Origin of the sequence: Bombella pluederhausensis, from assembly GCF_026385525.1 — a bacterium.
In the GTDB taxonomy this organism is placed as follows: Bacteria; Pseudomonadota; Alphaproteobacteria; order Acetobacterales; family Acetobacteraceae; genus Bombella; species Bombella pluederhausensis.
In genome coordinates this window covers 201,404-221,364 of sequence record NZ_JANIDY010000002.1, presented here as the reverse complement: position 1 = coordinate 221,364, position 19,961 = coordinate 201,404, and the positions used below count along the sequence as shown (strand labels likewise).

The 19,961-nt window shown below is 57.4% G+C and carries 20 protein-coding genes and 1 tRNA gene; 12 read left to right on the top strand and 9 right to left on the bottom strand.

Going from position 1 to position 19,961, the window contains the following annotated elements; all coding sequences use genetic code 11:
• Window positions 1-73 precede the first annotated feature (73 nt).
• The gene (locus NQF86_RS05665; RefSeq protein ID WP_266116661.1) at window positions 74-1,294 is read left to right on the top strand and encodes a UbiH/UbiF/VisC/COQ6 family ubiquinone biosynthesis hydroxylase; all 1,221 of its coding nucleotides are present in this window, start codon (window positions 74-76) and stop codon (window positions 1,292-1,294) included.
• 84 nt (window positions 1,295-1,378) lie between these two features.
• Window positions 1,379-2,113: a serine O-acetyltransferase gene (gene cysE, locus NQF86_RS05660; protein WP_407652879.1), complete on the top strand. Its 735-nt coding sequence runs from the start codon at window positions 1,379-1,381 to the stop codon at window positions 2,111-2,113.
• Between the two features lie 221 nt (window positions 2,114-2,334).
• Here the strand turns inward: cysE and NQF86_RS05655 are convergent, their stop codons facing one another.
• Window positions 2,335-3,501 carry an aldose epimerase family protein gene (locus NQF86_RS05655; protein ID WP_266116659.1) on the bottom strand — a complete coding sequence of 389 codons (1,167 nt, stop codon included), beginning with the start codon at window positions 3,499-3,501 and terminating at the stop codon, window positions 2,335-2,337.
• A gap of 454 nt (window positions 3,502-3,955) precedes the next feature.
• Between NQF86_RS05655 and NQF86_RS05650 the strand changes: the two genes are divergently transcribed.
• From NQF86_RS05650 to tgt, 4 genes are all read left to right on the top strand, one after another.
• Window positions 3,956-4,648, top strand: a complete 693-nt coding sequence (locus NQF86_RS05650) for an MlaA family lipoprotein (protein WP_266116658.1) — start codon at window positions 3,956-3,958, stop codon at window positions 4,646-4,648.
• A 47-nt stretch (window positions 4,649-4,695) separates the two neighbouring features.
• Window positions 4,696-5,301, top strand: a complete 606-nt coding sequence (locus NQF86_RS05645) for an MlaC/ttg2D family ABC transporter substrate-binding protein (RefSeq protein ID WP_266116657.1) — start codon at window positions 4,696-4,698, stop codon at window positions 5,299-5,301.
• Window positions 5,302-5,393: 92 nt separating this feature from the next.
• Window positions 5,394-6,458, top strand: coding sequence for a tRNA preQ1(34) S-adenosylmethionine ribosyltransferase-isomerase QueA (queA, locus tag NQF86_RS05640; RefSeq protein WP_266116656.1), 1,065 nt, complete (start codon window positions 5,394-5,396; stop codon window positions 6,456-6,458).
• A 41-nt stretch (window positions 6,459-6,499) separates the two neighbouring features.
• Window positions 6,500-7,648, top strand: coding sequence for a tRNA guanosine(34) transglycosylase Tgt (gene tgt, locus NQF86_RS05635; protein WP_266116799.1), 1,149 nt, complete (start codon window positions 6,500-6,502; stop codon window positions 7,646-7,648).
• Window positions 7,649-7,661: 13 nt separating this feature from the next.
• Here the strand turns inward: tgt and NQF86_RS05630 are convergent, their stop codons facing one another.
• Together NQF86_RS05630 and NQF86_RS05625 are read right to left on the bottom strand one after the other, a co-directional pair.
• Window positions 7,662-8,762, bottom strand: coding sequence for a purine nucleoside permease (locus NQF86_RS05630; protein ID WP_407652873.1), 1,101 nt, complete (start codon window positions 8,760-8,762; stop codon window positions 7,662-7,664).
• 25 nt (window positions 8,763-8,787) lie between these two features.
• Window positions 8,788-10,380, bottom strand: a complete 1,593-nt coding sequence (locus NQF86_RS05625; RefSeq protein WP_266116655.1) for an adenosine deaminase family protein — start codon at window positions 10,378-10,380, stop codon at window positions 8,788-8,790.
• Window positions 10,381-10,459: 79 nt separating this feature from the next.
• Here NQF86_RS05625 and NQF86_RS05620 point away from each other — a divergent pair, with 79 nt between their 5' ends.
• Window positions 10,460-10,711, top strand: a complete 252-nt coding sequence (locus NQF86_RS05620) for a ribbon-helix-helix domain-containing protein (protein WP_266116654.1) — start codon at window positions 10,460-10,462, stop codon at window positions 10,709-10,711.
• Between the two features lie 66 nt (window positions 10,712-10,777).
• Window positions 10,778-11,611, top strand: coding sequence for a TerB family tellurite resistance protein (locus NQF86_RS05615; protein WP_266116653.1), 834 nt, complete (start codon window positions 10,778-10,780; stop codon window positions 11,609-11,611).
• An 18-nt stretch (window positions 11,612-11,629) separates the two neighbouring features.
• On the opposite strand, the gene NQF86_RS05610 is transcribed toward NQF86_RS05615, so the two are convergent.
• Window positions 11,630-13,246: a Do family serine endopeptidase gene (locus NQF86_RS05610; protein ID WP_266116652.1), complete on the bottom strand. Its 1,617-nt coding sequence runs from the start codon at window positions 13,244-13,246 to the stop codon at window positions 11,630-11,632.
• A gap of 113 nt (window positions 13,247-13,359) precedes the next feature.
• Between NQF86_RS05610 and NQF86_RS05605 the strand changes: the two genes are divergently transcribed.
• The 4 genes from NQF86_RS05605 to NQF86_RS05590 all read left to right on the top strand — a co-directional run bounded on the left by NQF86_RS05605 (window position 13,360) and on the right by NQF86_RS05590 (window position 15,618).
• Window positions 13,360-14,478, top strand: a complete 1,119-nt coding sequence (locus NQF86_RS05605; RefSeq protein WP_266116651.1) for an Mrp/NBP35 family ATP-binding protein — start codon at window positions 13,360-13,362, stop codon at window positions 14,476-14,478.
• 39 nt (window positions 14,479-14,517) lie between these two features.
• Window positions 14,518-14,718 carry a hypothetical protein gene (locus tag NQF86_RS05600; protein ID WP_266116650.1) on the top strand — a complete coding sequence of 67 codons (201 nt, stop codon included), beginning with the start codon at window positions 14,518-14,520 and terminating at the stop codon, window positions 14,716-14,718.
• 122 nt (window positions 14,719-14,840) lie between these two features.
• Window positions 14,841-14,915 (top strand) — tRNA-Thr (locus NQF86_RS05595).
• 220 nt (window positions 14,916-15,135) lie between these two features.
• On the top strand, window positions 15,136-15,618 hold the full coding sequence (locus NQF86_RS05590; RefSeq protein WP_266116649.1) for a phosphate-starvation-inducible PsiE family protein: 483 nt from the start codon (window positions 15,136-15,138) through the stop codon (window positions 15,616-15,618).
• 93 nt (window positions 15,619-15,711) lie between these two features.
• Here NQF86_RS05590 and NQF86_RS05585 read toward each other — a convergent pair whose 3' ends face one another.
• The 5 genes from NQF86_RS05585 to NQF86_RS05565 form a co-directional block, all read right to left on the bottom strand.
• Window positions 15,712-17,559 (bottom strand): carbohydrate porin, encoded by a 1,848-nt coding sequence (locus NQF86_RS05585; RefSeq protein ID WP_266116648.1) that lies wholly within the window; start codon window positions 17,557-17,559, stop codon window positions 15,712-15,714.
• Window positions 17,560-17,703: 144 nt separating this feature from the next.
• On the bottom strand, window positions 17,704-18,543 hold the full coding sequence (locus NQF86_RS05580) for a hypothetical protein (RefSeq protein ID WP_266116647.1): 840 nt from the start codon (window positions 18,541-18,543) through the stop codon (window positions 17,704-17,706).
• Between the two features lie 95 nt (window positions 18,544-18,638).
• Window positions 18,639-19,025, bottom strand: a complete 387-nt coding sequence (locus NQF86_RS05575) for a hypothetical protein (RefSeq protein WP_266116646.1) — start codon at window positions 19,023-19,025, stop codon at window positions 18,639-18,641.
• Window positions 19,026-19,098: 73 nt separating this feature from the next.
• Complete coding sequence (locus tag NQF86_RS05570) at window positions 19,099-19,560, bottom strand: chemotaxis protein CheD (protein ID WP_266116645.1); 462 nt, start codon at window positions 19,558-19,560, stop codon at window positions 19,099-19,101.
• Window positions 19,557-19,946, bottom strand: a complete 390-nt coding sequence (locus NQF86_RS05565; protein WP_266116644.1) for a response regulator — start codon at window positions 19,944-19,946, stop codon at window positions 19,557-19,559. Before NQF86_RS05565 ends, NQF86_RS05570 begins: the two co-directional genes overlap by 4 nt.
• Window positions 19,947-19,961 lie beyond the last annotated feature (15 nt).

The following is a 19,961-nucleotide window of genomic DNA, read 5'->3' as shown; positions in this document are numbered from 1 at the left end:
TCCCTCGGCCAAAGATAGCCACCACGGCGGGAGCATCCTGCCATTCATCAGGCCGGAAAGGAGCATCCCGACCATGGGCACAGATTATGACCTCTGCATAAATGGTGGTGGCCCCATAGGGGCAACACTGGCCTGCCTGCTGGCCCGCAAAGGGCTGCGCATCCTGCTGCTGGAGCGTTCCCCCCTCTCCAGCACACCAGCCCAGAATCCCGATGGTCGGGCCTATGCCCTCGCCGAAGGCATCCGCCCCCTACTGGAAGATGCCGGAATCTGGCAGGCCCTGCCCCTGCCACCGCAACCCATCAACATCATCCACGTCACAGACAGTCAGGGCCGTGTTCCGGCTGCATCCCGCAGCACCATCATGGACGGGCTGAGCTTCACCAACGATGACGCCCCGGAAGACCGCCCCTTTGGCTGGATGGTGGAAGCCCACAATCTTCTGGCCGCCATTGCCCGCACCCTCACCAGCCAGCCGGGGCTGGATGTTCGTGCTCCAGCCACGGGGAACTTCACCTTCACCCCTGATGAAGCCCGGATCACACTCAACGCAGGCGAGACCGTTACGGCTTCACTGGTCATTGCGGCAGATGGACGGCAGTCCCTCCTCCGCCAACAGGCTGGAATCGGGCTGACCCGTATCCCCTATAACAAGCTCGCCCTTGTGAGCGTTCTGGCCCATGAACATCCCCATCATGGCAGTGCACTTGAGAACTTTCTGCCGCAAGGGCCTTTTGCCCGCCTGCCCCTCCCCGGTACGGACACACATCCCCACCGTTCTGCCATTGTCTGGACAGACCGTCCCGAGCGTATCGCCCATTTCAGAAGCCTTGATGCAGCCAGCTTCACCCGGCTGGTGAAAGACCGCCTCTGCGGGGAAGACCTCGGTGCCATTGAGCTGATCGGCAAGCACTGGACATACCCGCTCGCCTCTCAATATGCCCACCGCTATTACGCCACACGCCTCCTTCTGGCAGGCGATGCCGCCCATGGGCTGCACCCTGTTGCTGGACAAGGCATGAATCTCGGCTTCCGGGATGTCCGCACGCTCGACCAGATTCTGGGTGAAGCCCACGCACAGGGACAAGACCTTGGGGCTCCCGCCCTTCTTCAACGCTATCAACGGCTCAGCCGCCCGGGCAATCTGGCCATGCTGGCCGGATGCGACATGATGGAACGGCTATTCAGCACCAATATGCCGCTCATACGCCATGCACGCCATGCCGGACTCATGGCCCTGAAGCGCCTTCCGACTCTACGACAAGGATTTGTCCAGAGAGCCATGGGGCTGTAAAGGTTAAGCATTATGGCAGACCTTCTTGACGACTTTCCGCATTCCTCATCATCTCCCAGATTTCTGGAAGAATTCTGGGCCATTATGCAGGCACAGGCCTGCTGCTGTTCTGATGCGCTGATTCAGGACCTTTTTGCCGTCAATATCTGCAATCATGCTGATTTTGCCTCTGCTCTGTCCTCCCTGCTCAGCACGAAGCTGACAGACCGGGCCATGACAGAGCCTACATTGATGCGCCTCATCACCTCCATATTGGAGGATGACCCCACCATCATACGGGCTGCGGCCTCGGATATCGTGGCGACCTTCCAGCGGGACCCAGCCTGCCCAGACCTCGCCACGCCTTTCCTGTTCTTCAAAGGGTTTCAGGCACTGCAGGCATACCGCATTGCCCATCATCTCTGGAAAGCCAACCGCAGACCACTGGCCTATCACTTCCAGAGCCGTGTGAATGAGAAATTCGGGATCGACATTCACCCTGCCGCACAGATCGGCCAACGCATCACCATTGACCATGGAACAGGGATCGTCATCGGGGAAACCACCATCATTGAAGATGATGTGTCTCTCTTTCAGAGCGTCACCCTAGGCGGTACCGGCAAAAATAGCGGGCAGCGCCATCCTGTCATCCGTCAGGGCTGCCTGATTGGGGCCGGAGCCAAAATATTGGGGCATCTGGAAATCGGGGCCCATGCCCGTGTCGGCGCAGCCTCGGTCGTTCTGGGCAATGTGCCGCCCCGTGCAACAGCTGTCGGCAACCCCGCCCGCATCGTCCGCTTTGGCGATATGGATCAGGACTTCACGAACTATCAGATATGAGAAATGCCCCACTTATCCCCAGTTCAGGGGACAGGTTGGGGCATCATCCTGTGCGCTGAGCCGGGAGAAATGTGGATAGAGTCAGGCGACTCCTGAAAGTCCGCCATATCCGGCTGTTGATGAGTCATTTTCTACCCTCCCTCATAAAAAAAGGCCGGACCAGCGCCCTGCGCCAGCCCGACCTTTCTTTCAGATCAGAGACCCAAGGGCCTCATCCCTTCTTACTGATGGGAGAAGTGAAAGCTCATCCCGTAATCATAGGTCTGACCCGGCTTCAGCTCGATGCTGGGGAAGCTCGGCGTATTCGGGCTGTTGGGGAAGAATTCCGGCTCGAATGCCAGAGCATCACCCTGACGGTATGTCCGCCCGGAAGGCCCATAATAAGAGCCATAAATATGATTAGCCGAATAGAACTGCATCCCCGGCATGTTCGTGGACACCTCCATGACACGACCAGAATGCGGGTCCGTTACACGGGCAACAACACGCTCCGCATCGCCCGGCTTGGATGAACCATTCAGTACCAGACATTTATCATAGCCAGTTGCAAGCAGCATCTGCTGATCATGGCTCCGCAGGCCTTCTGCCACCGTACGAGGCTGACGGAAGTCAAACGGTGTGCCTGCCACAGAGGCCAGCTCCCCAGTCGGAATGGAATGTTCGTCTGTCTTCAGGAAATGATCGGCAAAAATCTGCACAACCTCGGAATCAACTGAACCTGACCCCTCACCATTGAGGTTCCAGTAGTTATGCGTGGACAGGTTGACGACTGTCGGGGCATCTGTCGTAGCACGGAAGTTGAGGCTCAACGTATCCTGATCCGTCAAACGGTAGGTAACATGCGTTGTCAGCTCACCGGGGAAGCCCTGATCCCCATCAGGGCTGACCAGCTTCAGCTCCACATAGGCACCCTGAGCGTCCACGCCTTTGCTCTCCACGGTCCAGAGCTTGCGGTCGAAGCTGTCCGGCCCGCCATGAAGCGTATTGGGGCCTTCATTGGCAGCCGTATGATACGTCTTGCCTTCCAGAATGAAGCTGCCATTTGTGATACGGTTGGCAACACGCCCCAGAACAGCCCCGAAATGCGGGTCTGCATTATTCTTCTCGTACCCGGCAATATCAGGAAAACCCAGCGCCACATTACCCGGAGTGCCGTTACGATCCGGCACGACCACCTCATGAATGATGGCGCCATAGGTCAGGACCGTCACCTTCACACCATCATCATTGGTCAGGGTAATAGCCTTGACATGATGACCATTGGAAAGATGCCCCCAGTCTTTTTCATGAACTGTTGGATGTGCAGCCGCCACTCCAGACAGGGCGACACTGGCAACAAGTGCACTGGCAGACAGGAGCCAGCTACGGCTTTTCAGAAAACGGGACATATGATCCTCCCTTTCACAAAAGACAGACCCCGCCTGTAAAGCGGGCCGCTGCCCCTGAAAAGGCGAACCGGAACAGGCCATCCACCTCGGGGCAGACTTCCATGAAAGAGCTTAACGATGCAAAAATGCAATACTTCTTTTGCCTTATACAATACTGATATGCGAAAGGGGTAGGCAGCATGAAGCAAGTGCCATATGCTTGGCGGGCACTGGCCTTGCGGCCTTTGCACGGTATAGAAACAGAGTATGTTACACAGTCCCGGCCCGTTCCCGTTTAGGCGCGCCTCTCCATGATGATGGGGTGCTGCCTGCCATAGCCGGGCCTTGAAGAAGCAGGAGCGGCAGCAACATGGCGTGCACAGGCAGCACAACGCAGCATCACCGAGGCAGGTTTTCTGCCATCTTTACACTGGTCGGCTGCCTGGCTCTGCTATCACTCAGCGGGTGTGGCTCCATGCACGCCAAACCGCCGACAGACCCGGATGACCTGGCAGACTACAAGGCTGTTGACGACCCCTACGAGCCGTTCAACCGCAAGATGTTCAACCTCAATATGTGGGTCTATCACAAGGCTCTGCGCCCGGTTGGCCGTTTCTGGAAGAACAACATCCCCCAGCCTATCCGGACCTCCATCGCCACGCTGAACGAGACATGGCGTGAGCCTGCCGTGTTCTTCTCCGATGTTGGTGCCGGAAAGTCCCGCAGAGCTGGTGATGCCTTCATGCGCTTCCTGCTGAACATGACAACAGCAGGCTTCTACGATGTTGCCCAGCATCTTGGCTATAAGCAGCATGAGACAGACCCCGGCATGGTTCTGGCGCTCTGGGGGGTAAAGTCTGGTCCCTATATCTTCCTGCCGGGTCTTGGTCCCAGCAACTTCCGTGATGCGACCGGCTATGCCATCAGTCAGGGGCTGACACCGATCAATTACGTTCCGAGCGGCTATGCTCTTATCAGCTTCAACTGGGGCTATAACATTCTCGGAACCTTCAACAACTTTGCAGACAGCACGGACCAGCTTGACCAGCTGGAACATCAGAGCCTCGACCCCTACGCTTTCATGCGGAGTGCATGGCAGCAGCAGCGCCAGAGCCAGATTGATGCCCTCAAGGCTGACCATCGCGCTACGACACCAGACTGGTACTGACCATCCCGTCCTCGCTAGGACAGCCTTTATTGGAAGGATCCCTCAACATGATGCTCCGTCAGCTTACACGCCGCACCATTCTGGGAGCTGCCAGCCTGTTCGCTCTCATCCCGACTCTGGCCTTCGCTGCGCCCTCCAGCGATGAGGCGAATGCCTTCGTCAATGATTTTGGCGGGAAACTGGTCACCGTCCTGAATAGCAGCGCCCCTCTGGATAAAAAGCGTGATGCCCTGCTGCCGCTCCTGCGTGCCAATGTGGACGTACCGGGAATCGGTCGCTACTGCCTTGGCCGCTTCTGGCGGATTGCCACACCAGAGCAGCAGAAACTCTATCTTGAGCTGTTTCAGGATGTTCTGCTGAATGCCGTCACCGCACGGATGGGTGAATATCAGAACATCTCCTTCCGCCTTGTGGAGAGCGTTCCCTCTCCGGCTGGCCAGAAGGTCACCCTCCAGATTTCCCGCCCACATCAGCCTGACGTGCTGATGACAGCCGTCATCGCCGGGGAACCGCCCAAGGTGATCGATCTCTATGGTGAAGGAGCCAGCATGCGCATGACACAGCGCAGTGACTATACCACCTTCCTCACCCGCCACGGTGGGCAGGTGCAGACACTGATTGATGCGCTCAAGCATCAGCTGGGCCGTGACTGATCGCTCCCTATTCCCATTGAACCAGCAGCTTGAAGGGGGCATCGGCCCCCTTTTCGCTAGCTGGCCTGTTTCTCCCAGCGCCATTACCCTGAATGACTGACGACCTCTCCCTTTTCGACTTCACCCTCCCCCGTGACCACATCGCTACGGAACCCGCCCGCCCTCGGGATATGGCCCGGCTGCTGCATGTCGTCCCGCCTGCCCTTACCGGGACTGACGAAGCCGCTCTGTCCCTCCACCGTATCCGCAATCTGCCGGACCTGCTGAAAAAAGGTGACCTCCTTATTGCCAATGATACGGAGGTCATCCGGGCGAAAATGGAAGCTCGGCGAGGTGAGGCAAAAATCGGCATCACGCTGGATCGCATCCTGCCAGAAGGGCAATGGCACGCTCTGGCCCGCAATGCCCGTAAGCTCCGCCCCGGCGATCAGCTCCGCTTTGAGGATGATCCCGTCACCGCCGAAGTCCTGACCAATGAGGACGATGGGGCCGTGACCATCCGTTTCTCGGTCGAAGGTGATGCGTTTGATGCGTTTCTGGAGCGTAGAGCCGCTCTGGCTCTCCCGCCCTACATTGCCCGCCCCAATGGCCCGACCGAAGCCGATAACAGCGATTACCGCACCATTTTCTCACGCTTCCGTGGCGCTGTAGCTGCCCCCACGGCAGGACTGCACTTTACAGAAGACCTGCTAAACGCTCTGGCTGCCAAAGGGATCAAGAAGCAGACCCTGACCCTCCATGTAGGGGCTGGTACCTTCCTGCCCGTCCGCAGCACCATTGCCGAGCATAAAATGCATGCGGAGTGGGGTCATATTGATGAGGAAACAGCCCGTCTCATCAACGAGACCCGTGCCAATGGGGGGCGTGTCGTTGCCGTGGGCACGACCAGCCTGCGCCTGCTGGAAAGTGCGGCTGATGAGCAAGGCATTGTCCATCCATGGACAGGCGAAACCTCCATTTTCATCAAGCCCGGCTACCGCTTCCGGGCTGTGGATGCGCTGCTGACAAACTTCCATCTGCCCCGCTCTACCTTATTCATGCTGGTCTGTGCCTTCGCTGGAACACAAACCATGCGCCATGCCTATCATCACGCCATTACCGAAGGGCTGCGCTTCTATTCCTACGGTGATGCCTGCCTTCTGGAACGTGCCCCATGACGACCGAGTCCATCCGCCCCACCCTCACCCCATCCGACCGTATGCACTGGCAGAAAGACGCCCAATGTGGTCAGGCCCGTGCTGGCTGGCTGCATACCCGCCATGGCAGCGTCCCAACACCGACCTTCATGCCGGTTGGGACGGTCGGAACCGTCAAAGGCATCACGATGGATAGCGTGCGGGCCACCGGGGCGGGCATCGTGCTGGGCAATACCTACCATCTCATGCTCCGCCCCACGGCTGAACGTGTCCAGCGTCTCGGCGGTCTGCACCGCATGATGGACTGGCCCGGCCCCATCCTGACAGATTCCGGCGGCTTTCAGGTCATGTCTCTGGGGCCTCTACGGAAAATGGATGAGGATGGGGTGACCTTCCGCTCCCATATTGATGGCAGCTCCCACCGTCTGACACCGGAAAGCTCAACGGATATCCAGTACAAGCTGGATGCCACCATCACCATGGCCTTTGATGAATGTCCCGCCCTCCCGGCCACCAAGGAGGTTCTGGAAGCCTCCATGGAACGCTCCATGCGGTGGGCTGCCCGCTCCCGCGAGGCCTTCATTGCCCGCCCCGGCTATGGGCAGTTCGGCATCGTACAAGGCGGGACGGAACAGGACCTGCGGGAACGCTCCGCTCTTGCCCTGCGAAAGATCGGCTTTGAGGGCTACGCCATTGGTGGTCTGGCCGTGGGAGAAGGTCAGGAGCTGATGTTCTCCACGCTGGATTACACAACCCCCATGCTGCCCGAAGACCAGCCCCGCTATCTGATGGGTGTCGGCACGCCGGATGACCTGCTGGGCGCCGTCATGCGTGGCTGTGACATGTTCGACTGCGTCATGCCGTCCCGTGCAGGCCGTACCGCCCGTGCCTACACTGAACGGGGCACGCTGAATCTCCGCAATGCCCGCTTTGCCGAAGACACACGGCCCATCTCCCCCGAAGATGACAGCCCGATGGCAGGCCGTTACAGCCGTGCCTATCTGCATCATCTTTTCCGGGCCAATGAGATGCTGGGGCCGATGCTCCTGACCCTCCATAATCTCGCCTATTATCAGCGGCTCATGCGCCAGATTCGAGCCGCCATCGTGGCCGGAACACTGGAACAGACCGCCGCTGAACTCCGCCAGAACTGGGCCAAAGGCGACTGGAGTGAAGATGAATGGCCCATGCCCCGCTATCAGCAGGGCTGAGCCATCATCTCAATCAGGGGACCTGCGTTTCATAGCGATCCCAGTGCGTGGCCAGCTCCTTCACGATCGGACTGGCCACCTGATAGGCCGCACTCGTGGAGGCCTGAAGCCCCGGCAGGGTCTCCTCATGAGCCGCATTGGCCAGCATCGCCGCCGGTGTCACGCCATTGGGGGGCATGTCGAAATTGCTGGTCGTCCGCAGGACCAGAAGGCGCTGGTCATCCACACGGCCCGCTCTGGCCTGCAACGCCAGAGCCTGACAGAGACCTATATCTTCTTCCGCTGTCGTGACCATCTCACCCTGATGATCTGTCCAGTAAGCGACCCAGCGTTCTGCCCACTGGTTCATCCGGGCCCCCAACCAGTAGGTTTCACCAGAAATCGTATCGCCCATCATCACATGGGGCGACTTCAGCGCTTCCGGGAAGCCCTGATAGGCCCGGCGATGGGTCCGCAGACCATCATTATCCGGCAGGGCAATATGCCGTGTCTTTTCATAGGCCCACTGCACGAGGGAAGGCCGCAGCGTATAGGCCATGTCGCCCGCAATGGAATGCAGCGGTGGCCGTGGCTGCTCATTCGGCACATGGCCCTGTAGAGGTGTAAAACCATCCGGCCAGTCTGCCGGAATCTCACGGGCATCAATCAGATGGGCTGCACCGCCATTCACAACATGCAGCGCCCATGCGGCAGAACCGATGGTGCCCTTATTGGGATTCACACCCGCAATACCTGCCAGCACGAAATAGGCATGTCGCAGGTCAAACCGAGGGTCCAGTGCCAGCGCCGTAATGGCAGCGGCCATATGGCTCGGCCCTTCACCACTCACCAGCCCCAGCACATGGTCTTTTGCGTTATAGCGCAGCACGCCGTGCTCCGTGCCCGGTGCGGGAAATGTCTGGTCCAACGGGTACTGTTCTACCCAGTGCTGGAACTCGCCCGGCATGTCACCCTGATCCTGCCCCAGCTCGAAGGTCGTCACCACAACAACATGTACATCAAGTGGGGGGGTCTGGGCCGCACGAGCCTGTCCACCCCATAATCCGGCCACCAGCCCGGCAACCATTCCAAGGCGGCATGTCCAGTTCAGTCTTCCTGTCCTTCGTTTCATCATGATCTTCCTGTCCCATCTGGTCTGTTCATTGTGGCGGTATCAGTAATGGATTGTTCAGCACGTCCTGCCCGAAAGTATGAAAAGCACCTTCCAGCTGCCATTGCAGGCGAGCCTTCAAATTCTTCTGGAGAAAGTCATGACAGGGACGAGACATACCATCCTCATGCCCCGGTGTCCCTCCCGCACAGGCCGGAACCACCTGCCCCAGATGATGCCCCACCCATAGGCTTTCCCCCTGCATGAAGCCATATTCCAGCCCCGTGCGGGAGAGCTGCACGAGAGACGGATAATCCAGATGATAGGATGTCACGGCCCGGACATATTCCTGCGTCAGATCACTGCGGGAGACCCCTTCATCATCAGTGGACAGGGCCACAGGCACACCCGCCTGCCTATAGAGCGAGAAAGGATGACGGCTGCCTTTCACCCCCAGAATCTCATCATTACTGGTCAGATTGATCTCCACCAGAATGGAACGGCGGGCCATATCCTTCAGCAGGGATACCGGGTCATGCTCCCAGAGCACATCAACCCCATGGCCAATGCGTCTGGCCCCTGCCACATCAATCGCTGCCCGGATATGATGGTCGAGATCAGCCAGCGGCACGAGAGACGGCGTCACCTCCCCGGCATGAAGGCTGAGCTGCGTCCCCGGATAGACCCGGTTCAGATAGCGGAACATCTGCATATGCAGGTCATAATCCCGCAGCGCCACCGGATCATCTTCCGGTGCCACGATGTTGACGCCCACGAGACGGGGATCACGCTTCACACTCTCATAAGCGGCGACAAGCTGCATCCAGACGAATGCTGCCGGAAACACCCGCAAGGCAGAATACTGGTACCGTATCGTCACACGACACCCGGCTGATGCCTGCGCCGTGCCACAACGCATGACCTCTCGGGCTCTAACTTCCATCTCATCCATGGAGGCACGGGATAACGCCGCCATCCTGCCCAGAACGGGCTTCAGAGCCTCATAGGCATGGTCCAGATCGGCCTCACTTTTCAGCGGTGGCAGGGCTGCCGATTTCATCATCTCAGCCAGAGCATCGAAACTGATGGGCGCAATCTGAAGCTCAAGATACTGCACGTTGTCCCGTGCAGCACGTTCGGCAGCCTCAGCCAGCATGTCCCCCTGATGACGCTGTTCCACAGCCGTGAAGCGGAGAAAGGTGGAAAAGAAATGATCGTGCCCTGACCGATCATGTTCAGTCGGAATGAAATTCCGCATGGAAAGCGCATTCACCATCTCATTCCAGTCATCTTCACGGCTGGGCAGTGTCTCGGCCAGAGCCTGCCCCTCGGCCGGTTTCGGACAGTGAGCGGACAGGATAGCGTGATTCTTCAGCGACACGCAGAGCCCGTCTTCTGCGGCCCAGCGGAGAAAACTCTCCGCATAAACCGCACCGGACAGATGATTGTGCAGGTCCGCCCCCTTGGGGAAAGCCCGCAGGAACAGTTCCAGCCGGACAGGATCAGATTTCACCCGGTCGAACAGGGCCGCCACGGAGGACATGCTTTCTGCCGCAGGAGGCAGAGGCTCAGCAGAGACAGGCTCTGCCGACAGAGCCAGAAAACAGACGGACAGCAGGGCACAGAGACGAAAGAACATCATGCCTCATAATGGCGGCCCCTTCCGTCACTGACAAGAAAATCCCTTTCCTCACGAAAGGTCTGCTGTCACAATTCCCCGCATGCATGACAGTCCGGCGCCTTCACGGTTACAGAAACGCAGTCTCAGCCTATATGGACACAGAACATCCATCGCTCTTGAAAGCGAATTCTGGCAGGTTCTGGACCACATGGCGGAGCGGGAGAATCTTGCCCTTGCCGCCTTTATCGCCCGGCTGGACAGGCATCGTCCCCCAGAGCAGGCGCTAGCCTCACTCCTCCGCCTGACAGCCCTCCGCTTTGCCCTGCACGCCCCCGCAGAGAGCAAAAAATGATAAGCCTATTCCCGCCTCTCCTCTCCCCGTGATAAGCTGCCGCCCATATAAACAGGGAGGGCGGTGATGGCTTTCTGGGGGAAAATGTTTGGTGGTGTGGCCGGTTTTGCAGCCGGAGGGCCTGTTGGGGGGCTTCTGGGTGTCATTCTCGGCCATATGTCCGATACGAACAAACTTCTGACCCCGCTATCCGGCACATGGGGGGACCGTTTCCCCGCACGGGGACAGCCAGACCCGCATAATGCCGCCTTCTTCACGGCTGCAAAGCTCTCTGCCCTGCTCGGCAAAACAGATCAGCTCTATGGTCTGGGCGTTGTCACGCTCTCTGCCAAACTGGCCAAGATTGACGGCCCCGTGAACCGGGCCGAGATCAATGCCTTCAAGGGCTCCTTCCGCTTTCCCGAAGACAATCAGAAAGAGATCGCCCTGCTGTTCGACCGAGCCAGAGAACGGACGGATGATTTCGAAATGTATGCGCGGGAGCTTGGGCGTGCCTTCAGCGACAAACCGGAACCTCTGGAAACCCTCCTCAGCGTCCTGTTCCGCATCGCTAAAGCAGACCTGCCCACAGGTGCTCCGCTACATCCATTAGAGACGGACTTTCTCCGCCGCACACACAAAGCCTTCCGCCTTTCAGAACGAGCATGGGAGCGGGCAGAAAGCGGGCAGCCCCGTGCGGCGTCCACATCATCAGCGGCAGAATGTTACCGTGTTCTGGGTATCAGCGCCTCCGCCAGCGATGGCGAGGTCCGTGCCCGCTGGCGTGTCCTGATCCGTGAACACCACCCTGACCGCCTCGCCCAGAAGCCCATGACAGACGCCCAGCGACAAGCAGCACAAGAGCGTGTCGCCCGCATCAATGCGGCATGGGACCAGATCAAGCGGGATAGGGGCCTGTAAAACAGGCCCTCCACCCCATCATGGCTGGTGCGGATCACCCAGCGGCACCGCTACCCAGCGCAGCCCGTCCTTGTCCTGCACCAGAAGCAGGATATCCGTTCTCTTGAGTTCACGGGCACGGTCCAGTGCAGCCTGTAAAGCATCCGGCGTATTGACCTCCTGTTGGCCAACCTGAAGGATCAGATTACCCTCCATCAGGCCACGACTGGCCGCCGGACTACCATCAAAAACACGCTTTACGAGTACGCCCCGCTGGCTGTCCGTCAGTTCATACTGCGTGCGGGCCGCCTGATCGATTACCCCCAGACTAAGCCCCAAGTCCCGCAGGGTCTTGACCGGATGTTCCGGTGGATGCGTGTCTGAAGGGAGCGGGTCTTTTTCTTCCGGGTTCTTCCCAAGGGTCATATCCAGCTTCTGATAGCTGCCACGCCGCCAGAGCGTGAAATGCACCGTCTCCCCCGGCTGGTATCCCGCCACAAGGCGGGGCAGTGTCTGGCCCGTCACGGGCTGGCCATTCAGAACCGTCAGAATATCACCAACCTGCAAACCCGCCTTCTGAGCCGGACCGTCCTTACTGACCTCCGCTATGATGGCGCCCGTACCCCGTTCCTTACTGGCATCAGCCTTATGGAAGTCGAGGTCCTCGGCCATGTTCCGGGTAACATCCTGATAGCGCACACCCAGCCAACCCCGCCGGACATACCCGTTCTGCCGCAGCTGACTGATGATGCCCCGTGCATCATCGGAAGGAATGGCAAAGCCGATCCCGATGGAATCCCCGCCAGAGCCACCATAGATCAACGTGTTGATCCCGATGACCTCACCCTTGAGATTGAAAAGCGGTCCCCCCGAGTTACCATGATTGATGGCCGCATCCGTCTGGATGAAATCATCATACAGACCATGTTCCACATTACGCTTACGGGAGGAAATAATACCCGCCGTCACCGTACCGCTCAGCCCGAACGGGTTACCGATCGCCAGCACCCAGTCACCGATACGAGCATCATCACTATGCCCCAGCGGTACGGATGGCAGGGGACGATCCGCCTTTACCTGTAAAACGGCCAAGTCTTCCTTGCTGTCCCGCCCCACGATGCGGGCCGGATACTCCGTGCCGTCCGACAGGGTCACGCTCACCTGCTGGGCATTGTCGATGACGTGATTGTTCGTCACCACCACACCGGAAGGGTCGATGATAAAGCCGGACCCCAGAGCCTGCACCTGCCGCCCCGGCTTGCCATCCTCATGGCGGCGGTGGAGATAATCATGAAAGAACTTTTCCAGCGGCGATCCCGGCGGGAAAGGCGATGACTGCGGACCAGATGGCGCACTGCCATCAGGCCCCTCCGGCTGGGACTCATCAGGGTGAATCACACTGGAGACGGATATATTCACCACCGCCGGAAGGAGCCTTTCCACCAGCGCCGCAAAACCGGGCATCATGGCGGCCTCATGCTCGGCACGAGTTGTCACGGTCCCTTCCTGCTGAGCCCCCCCAGCAGGCAATGTCGGAACAGGAGCTGCATCCTGCGCCAGAGCAGCACCAGACGCTCCCAGAAGGCCAGACAAGACCATACCGGAGAACAGACGTGCAGCCCGCATACAGGGGAGGGATATAAGAGAAGAAGACATGAATCGGCTCATGCTGTAGAATCTACTCCACCGCAGACCGGACGTCATCCTTCCAGCCTGCAAGTTTACGTTTTTTTGCCTCATGAGGGGCGTTGCATGAGAGTTATTGCCCCATGACAGCTTCCGACATCTCCTCCCTGAAAGACAGCATCTCCCATTTTCTGGCTGAAAAAGGCCCTTCCGGGCAAACCAGCATAGAGGCTCTCACGCTGGATGAAGGCCACGCCCACCTCATTCTACGGACCACGGCAGAAGGTGCTGCCTTTCTCCAGTCAGCCCATGCGGCGCTTGAGGAACAGATAAAGCAGCACCCTTCCGTGCATAGCCTCACCCTGTCCCTGACAGCCCATCGTCCCGCTTCTGCACAGGCTGGACAGAGCAAAGGCACAGGCGGTCACCGCCCTCTGGCACTGGGGAAGCGCCCTTCCGGCCGGTCTGCTCCACCAGAAGCCTGCCTGCCTGATGTCAAAGCTGTCATTGCCGTTGCCTCTGGCAAAGGCGGAGTTGGGAAATCCACCACAGCGGTCAATCTGGCCTGTAGTCTGGCCCGTCTCGGTCTCAAAACCGGCCTGCTGGATGCCGACATCTACGGCCCTTCCCTGCCGCACATGCTGGGCGAAGACCAGAAACCCACTGTCGAAAACGGAAAACTCCGTCCTCTGGAACGCTGGGGCATGGAAACCATGTCGATTGGCTATCTGGTCGATAAGAAACAGGCCATGATCTGGCGTGGCCCGATGGTCATGGGGGCCCTGACCCAGCTCATGAGTGACGTCTCATGGGGGGCACTGGATGTTCTGGTGGTCGATCTCCCCCCCGGAACAGGTGATGCCCAGCTGACTCTGACCCGCAAGCTCTCGGACAAGCTTCAGGCGGGTGGGGCTGTCATTGTTTCCACGCCGCAGGATATCGCCTTGCTGGATGCCCGCCGGGGTGTCACGCTGTTTGAAAAAACAGAGACGCCCATTCTGGGGCTGATTGAAAACATGTCCTATTTCTGCTGCCCGCACTGTCAGGAACGGACCGATCTGTTCGGCCATGGCGGTGCCCGGAAAGAAGCGGCTGCCCTTGATATTCCTTTTCTGGGCGAAATCCCCCTGCTGCGTGAGATAAGATGCAGTGCCGATGAAGGCACGCCTCTCGTTCTGCGTGACCCGGAGCACCCTGCTGCCAAAGCCTATATGGCCATTGCCCGCACGCTCATGGCAAAACTATCTGACAGCAAAGCGTAAGCCGGTTCTTATTCCCTTTCTATCTATTGGAAAACAGTCATGTTCCGTCCCGTTTCCCTACGCCTAGCCGCTTTTGCCGGACTGACCCTCTCCCTGCTTGGCATGACGGCCTGCTCTGATACCGGCAGCCACCATCCCGGCCTGTCCTCTGATGGCTATGGCTTTGTAAAAGACGGTCCTGTTCTGGCCCCGCCGGAACATCTGATGCAGCACCAGGCCCCCGCTACACCCCAGCGCTGAGGTTTTCTGCGGGTTTTCTCGCTAGCTAGTCCCGATACGGTGACGTGTCGGGATATTTTCTGCCCTTATTCTGCATTTTCCACTTGATTCAGAACAGAAAAAATGAGATGTACGCCTCCGTCGCCGGATTAGCACAGTGGTAGTGCAGCGGTTTTGTAAACCGAAGGCCGGGAGTTCGAATCTCTCATCCGGCACCATGATTTCCCTGAAAATATGCCGTTTTACAGCGCGTTACACTAATTGATGTCACGCATACCTTAAAAGTGGCCCTTTGTCGGTGCAGACTTCCCAAGCGCTGCACAAGCAGGTCTATCGCCTGCCATTTTGGACCGGAGATACCCACCTCCCCTATCGCGCCAGAATACAGTAGAAGCGGCCCAGCTTGTAACACTTCATGACAAAGGCCCTTACTATTCCATGAAAAACACTCTACCCGGCTTCATCGGGCTGGCCCGCCTGTTCGATTTTTTCGAAGGGGCGGCCATGCTTATCCTGTCCATATGCATCACACTGGTTGCCTGTCTGGGACTGCTGCATGTCGTGGTAGCTGTTGCAAGGCTCATCATCCATGCCGGTCTCAGCCCTACGGAGCCAGCCGTGTTGCAGGAAGTCTTTGGACTGTTCTTCACGGTTCTGATTGCTCTGGAATTCCGTCATTCCATTCTCGTTCTGCCCGGGTCAGAATCACAGGGAATGATTCGTATGCGTTCCGTTCTGCTCATTGGCATGATGGCTGCCGTGCGGAAATTCATCGTACTGGACCTGAATGGCGTGAATGTCAGTGAGCTGCTGGCTCTTTCCGCAGCGGTCCTGTCTCTCTCTGCTGCTTACTGGCTGGTGCGTGGCAAAGCCATGGTACGCACGGAACCCATGCCCCAGACACCGTCAGCCAACCAGTAAAATCATCCCACTAAAAAAAACCCCTTCCCGACCCAGAGTCGGAAAGGGGTCATGAACTTCTGCATCTTCCCTGTCAGGAAGAAAGCGTTCCCCTCAGAAGAACTGCACGTGGGACTTGAAGCCCAGCATGGCAGCATCCTTCAAGACACGTTGCATACCCGGATTGAAATAGTACTGGAAGTCCGGCGCAAATGTCACACCCCGCATGACATGGATGCGATATGTGGCTTCCAGAGTGCTGCCCCAACGCTGCACACCGTAAGACCCCCACATAAGCGGCGCACCACCACTTTCATAATAGGCGCTCCCCGGTGCAGGAGCCATGCCATGCTCAATCTGAAAGCGCTGTGCATCCCGCGTATAACGGCTGGACCCGGTGTAAGAGAACGAAACACCCACTGTATCCAGCGGACGCGCAGGCCAGAACCCCGTATCGACAAGACCAAACGCATAGAGCTTGCCACGCATGGCGGTAGCTGCCTTGTTCCAATACGCATCAAAGAAGGCCACCAGACCACCTTCAGGCGTATCCTGTGTCTTGTTCCGCATAATCATCTGATCTGCCAGGAACCAGAGACTCCAGTTGAAGTTACGCCGTTTGCCCGTGCCCGGCACCTCATCACCCACACCCTGACAGGTTGGACAATTAGGAATGGTCATGAGTGTACGCCAACCATTGCGGCGGTTCGGCGGGTTATACACGCCTAGATAGTGATCGGACGTATCGGGGGCGAAACCAACCTTATAATGACCCGGCAGATGCTGCTTGCCAAATTCCGGCTCCCAGCCCGCTTCAATAGGAGTCACCACACCACTGATGGTAGCCCCGTTGAACTTGAAGCCCGTACGGTTCTCCTGCACGCCATAGATGCCACGCTCAGGAAAATAGATACCGACCTGAATGTAGGTGCTGTTTGTAGGACGGCCACGAACACGGGCCCCCCAGCTCGTCCCCGGATAGGAAGACCGTGTATATGAATCCGTAACCGCCTTGGGATTTCCACAGAAGGCGTTGTTCATAAAGTTACAGTAGATCGGACTGTTGGCAAAGTCCGTATTGGTGGACATGCGGCCCGCAGCAATATTCAGCCGTCCACCCCAGAGTGTTTCTTCCCCATAGAAATGAATGAGATGGAAGACAACGTTACCACCACCGCCATAAATTTCCTGACTGGGGTTCACATTATCGCCAAACATCTTACTGGCAGAAATACCATAACGGCCAACACCGATGATATGGGTCTGGAACCCCCGGATTCCGGCCAGCTTGTTCCAGTCAATATCGTTTTCAAAACTGTACTGACCCGAGTTGGATGCCCCCTGCTTCAGCCCCAGCCCCTTCGTGGGGGAGGTAATAGCACCGGCGAATTCGTTGGTATTATCCAGCATGAACGCCACGCCACGCTCACGCAGCCATTCATTCCAACGCATCTTCTGAAAAAGCGCTTCCGGCCGGGGCAGTGGCGGGCCATCATTGGTGATCGGGTCCCCTTCATGAAGGGGAATATTCACACGCTCCAGAAGTTCACGTCCGTTCTCACCATAAACGCCGAACTGTTCTGACGGGTAGTTGGAGTAAGGATGTGGCTGCATCCCCATATTACGGATGAATGTAGAGGCGGCCTGCTTGGCATCTGCCGCCGTATCCTTCCTGACAGCGGAAGAAGGAGGCACCTTCTGGCCATCACGTGTAAACAAAGCCTGCCTATCCGGGCTATGCTGCGTCTGCGCCACAACACCGGGAGCCTGCATGGCATGAGACAATGCCCCATGCGCCGAATACAGCAATGGCTGACCGGATGAAGACCCTTCTCCTGCTGCCCAAAGAGAAGGAGCCCCCAGGCACATGACGGCAAGGGCGGACCCCGCACCAGTCAGCGCTGTTCCACAGGCCTTTCTTCTAAAATTTCGCAGAATATCCAGCATGGAAAACGCTGCCATATTCCAGGCTCCCTTACAAAACCAGTTTTCGGCTACTACCAGCGCGATATTTAAGGATGATCCTGCCGCTTATATAGAGAAGTACCAATTAAAAAAAGGGGATATCCTGCTCCATTCCCCTGCAAATACCAAATTTATATTTTGTTAGCCACTCTGAAAAAAATGGAGAGAACGCGCCAAAATCGTGTGGCATAGCTCCTCCGGGCTGGTGGAAGACTGAAGGATATAATCCTCCGAACAACATGTCAGCATGGCGGAAATCCGCCCCATCATCCCCGGATAAAGCTCTATATATGTTTCCACAAGGCACTGAACAGACAGAGGAGACGCAGAACAGGCCCGAACACACGGGCGCCGGCTAGCCGCCAGCAAGGCCAGCTTTTCCATTACAATCCCGCAAATGGCCAACCGCATTTTTTCCAGCGTTCTATGGGAAATAACATCCATCCCATAAAGCCATGTAATCAGGATATTAACCCATACACCCAGAGATAGAGCCTTGACCTCCCATTTTGTCAGGTCATGAGCTCCCCGGCTTGCCCGGTCTGGCAGGGCGTCTACAAACCATGCGGCAAGATCAAAACAGGCTGAAAACCGCCCTATATCAAGTATTTCACCTTTTGAGCTGGACTGAATACTGTCTGATGGAATGAATGAAATAACGACTTCATCGGCATCACGCGTCAGGGCCGGATAGAAACGCAAGACTGAATCATAAATCCCGTCATTACCGCTGCCATCTCCCAAGCCCACGAGGCAGCGTTTCTCATTTCCGGGCGTTCCCGTACCGGGAAACGGCCACTGTCCTGTCAGGATGACAGGCAATACCTTCACCCCCAGCCCTACGAGCCCGGCAGCCTCGTGATATCCTGCCAGAAAACGGGTAGCCTGCTCTCCGATGTAACCCTGTTGCTGGAAAACAGCCCCGTGGGTGGTTTCAGTGATGACACCAATCACATCCGTTCTCTGTTCCCTGCCTGCCACCTCATTACTGACATAAACTGCCAGTAATCAGGCCGCCTCATATGGCCTTTATCCGGCAACATTGCCTGAACTAAGACATAAAGCATAGGTCAGGGTCAGAACAATGTAAAATCACCATGGCTTTCCTGCCTGTCTGGCGTTTTACCATAACGCAACATGTCTCTTATCTGGGATAAACGCACACCAGCAAGAACATTTCCAACAGCATACTGTATCTCACCCACTACTGGGGTGACCTGCTCCACTTTTTCCAGAACAGCCCGGACAGCTTCTACCTCCTGCGTCAACGCATCAAGCCCCTGGAGCCGTTCCATCTGGTTCTGGTCCAGATGCCCCGTCCCGACATAATCCGACACGACACCCTGCACATCCGAAAGGCGGCGACACACATCATCCAGCACCACCCCCAGCCTCATCATCAATACGGAAGCCTTAACGGTCTCTGGCTCCGTTACAGGCAACGCCCCTGTCTTGTTGGACATATTCTTTCTTCCTCCATACCGTGACCTCCAATTTCAGCTTCAGGACCGGACTGCTGAGAAAACAGATGTAAAATCAGCACAGATTCTGAAGGACCTTCCCTGTTGTCGGCCAGAAACGGATGCGCCGCACCCTGTTCCCTCCAAAACTGTAAGACACACAGCGGATTTCCTCCTGACGGAAATATCCTTTCAGGAAATCCACATTCTCCTGCCCAATATCACTGGCAATGGACAGTACCGCTGCCCCACCAAAGGCCTTGCACTGGAGGCGCTCCCGCACGCATCCCGCCTTTATCAGCCCTTCTGTCAGCCCCTTCATGGCATTAATGCCATATAGATAGGCTGCTGCATCCATGGTGCCCATGCAGTCCTCCCCCGGCAACAGGAAATGGTTCATCCCCCCTACACGCGCCTGAAGATCATACATGCAGACCGATATACATGACCCGAGCAGCGTACCGAACACCACGCCGGGATCATCCGAAATTGCAATTTCCCCCTGTATAACAGTCGTGATCTCCAGCTGTGTCGTCACCTGATGGGCCCGAAAACTTTCTCCAGAGTTTCTTTCAGCTTGGCGACCGTATAAGGCTTGGCCAGAAAATTATTGACCCCTGCCGCAACGGCCTTCTGCACCAGTCCGGCATTCGCCTCACCTGTCAGAATGATGAAAGCCAGCTTCGCCGTTTTGGAATTGGACCGCACAGCCTCCAGCAAGGCCAGACCATCCATCCCCGGCATGTTGAAATCCGAAATCACAAGATGGATGGGGTTGGTTTCCAGATATTCCAGCGCCTCTTTTCCGTCCTTGCGCTGCACAACCCCCTTAAACCCAAGAGCCGCCATATGGCTGGCCAGAACCTGCCGAATGGAAGCCTGATCATCTACAATTAAAGCTCGAATCTGAGATGCGGATGGCATGTATGAACCTTTCTG